This window comes from Endozoicomonas sp. ONNA1 (assembly GCF_024606325.1).
GTDB lineage: Bacteria > Pseudomonadota > Gammaproteobacteria > Pseudomonadales > Endozoicomonadaceae > Endozoicomonas_A.
This window is the reverse complement of the sequence record NZ_JAHHPN010000846.1, coordinates 1-1,728: the sequence shown is the minus strand read 5'-3', so window position 1 is coordinate 1,728 and position 1,728 is coordinate 1. Positions and strand designations below refer to the sequence as shown.

Sequence of the window (1,728 nt, the reverse complement as noted above, 5' to 3'; positions counted from 1 at the left end):
CCTCTGGCTTGTTCGGGACATTGCAGGACAGCACCATACGACAAATCCTGCTTAAACAGCCAAAAGTGACCAGTACCGGAAACACCAGCCCCACAGGTGCGCTTGTGGGTGAGTTGAGACGCAGCAGGATTGAAGAGGTGGTCAATTATGCCGGAGCCATCAGAACGAGTGGTTATCACAGTCATGGTGGAGGTATAGCAGGCAGTGCTTCTGGCAGTGTCATACGCGATAGCCTGAACACCGGAACCGTTTTCACAACCGGAAGCGCCAACACTGGTGGTATCGCCGGGGTAGCGGATCAGAAGTCTTCTGTATCAAACAACTTGAATATTGGAAAAATAACGCCCAGAAGCTTGGATAACTCACCTGCCGGTGGCGTTGTCGGAAGGCTGAAAAGCAATAGCCTTGCTAACAACAATGTGAATACCGGGGAGGTTAATGCTGGCCATACCGAAGATTCCGGGGGGATTGTAGGAAAAGCAGAAACAACCAGCAGGGTATTACATAACCTGAACACCGGAAAAATTGCCTCAGATTATTTGGACGGTACTTCACGGCGAAGTGGTGGGGAGATTGGCGGAATAGTGGGGGAAACCTCCGGTCAAACCCTGGTCAGCAAAAACCTCAATACAGGCAGCATTTCTGGAAAGGTCACCACCAATGTGGGCGGAATCACTGGGGGAGCAGTCAACGCTCCTGTTGTTCAGAATGTAAACACCGGAACTGTCACTACTGACGGTCGCATTGCATCTGCCGGAGGTATTGCCGGAAAAGCCATAGGAAGAGCAGCAATTTATCACAACCTGAATGCCGGAGCAGTCATAGGTAATGGGACTCATAGTTCAACTGGTGGTATATCCGGGAGTGCACGCGATTTGGCCTCGGTTTACAACAATGTTAATACGGGGTTGGTTAAGTCACTGGTAACAGGAAGCTATGAAAGCGGGGCAGTCGCAGAATTTTCCTTTGGGAATGATATTGTCAATAACCTGGACACTTTCACAAAGTATTACCCGACTGATTCGATTCATAATGGATATAATGAAGGTGTCGTGAGAAAATCGAAAAGCGCACTCAAATCAGGCTTAAACGGTTTGAGCAGCGAACTCTGGAACGCCGGTGATGCAACACAGCTGCCGATGCTCAGAGGCATTAACACCCCCTACCGTGAACTTGTCCGAATCAATGGTACCCAACAGACAAACAACCAGTTTCCCATCGTCCTGAACGAGTTTGCAGACCCTGGAGGTGCCGCAAACGCCACCTCTTTCAATCGTACTGTCTGGAACGGGCATTACGGCTATTTACCGTTCCTAAAAGTTTTCTCCAGACTACAAATATTGCTGGCCGGAATTGATTGCACACCCGGAGGATTTGACTGTAGAGTGAAAAAGAACATCACGACAACTCCACCAGCTACGTCATCGTCATCAGCACAGCCTTCAACCATTGATTTGACCACGGCTGCTGAAATCAGAGCCTTAGCTGATTCGGAGTCACCATCAGGCACTTCATCCGCTTTTGAAATATCATCCCCAACAAACACACGGCGAACTAAATTTTCATCGTCGTCTGACAGTACGTCCCCCACAACCGATTCACTTGATCTGTCAAACTGCCTACCACCAAAAGGCAAGCCTCTCTTCCAAACCTATGACGCGAAAAACCAGCAAATATACGTCGTCATTCAGCCTGAGTCGTCTTCCAAAGGGATCGTTCTGGCGCGCT

The 1,728-nt window shown here is 49.2% G+C and carries 1 protein-coding gene; it reads left to right on the top strand.

The window, feature by feature from the left end; genetic code table 11:
• On the top strand, window positions 1–1,728 hold a 1,728-nt coding region (locus KDK19_RS19850; protein ID WP_257292706.1), incomplete at both ends, for a hypothetical protein.